This is a genomic window from Mesorhizobium sp. Primo-A (assembly GCF_003997175.1).
Lineage (GTDB): Bacteria > Pseudomonadota > Alphaproteobacteria > Rhizobiales > Rhizobiaceae > Mesorhizobium > Mesorhizobium ciceri.
On sequence record NZ_RZTG01000075.1, the window covers coordinates 1 to 346 of the forward strand.

Annotated in this window: 1 protein-coding gene; it reads left to right on the forward strand. The window is 60.4% G+C overall.

Going from position 1 to position 346, the window contains the following annotated elements; all coding sequences use genetic code 11:
• Positions 1 to 346: cbb3-type cytochrome c oxidase subunit I (locus tag EOC83_RS32660; protein WP_206516581.1), on the forward strand; the 346-nt coding region annotated here is incomplete at both ends.

Sequence of the window (346 nt, forward strand, 5' to 3'; positions counted from 1 at the left end):
CACCTCCTTCTTCATGCCGGCGATCGTCGAGATGGGCGAACAACTGCAGCATGGCGGCGGCAGCCCGATCCTGTTCCAGCATCTGTTCTGGTTCTTCGGTCACCCCGAGGTCTACATCGTGGCACTGCCGGCCTTCGGCATCGTCTCCGACCTGATCAGCACCCATGCGCGCAAGAACATCGTCGGCTACCGGATGATGGTCTGGGCGATCGTCGGCATCGGCGCGCTGAGCTTCGTGGTCTGGGCTCACCACATGTATGTCAGCGGCATGCACCCCTATTTCGGCTTCTTCTTCGCCACCACGACATTGATCATCGCCGTGCCGACCGCCATCAAGGTCTACAAT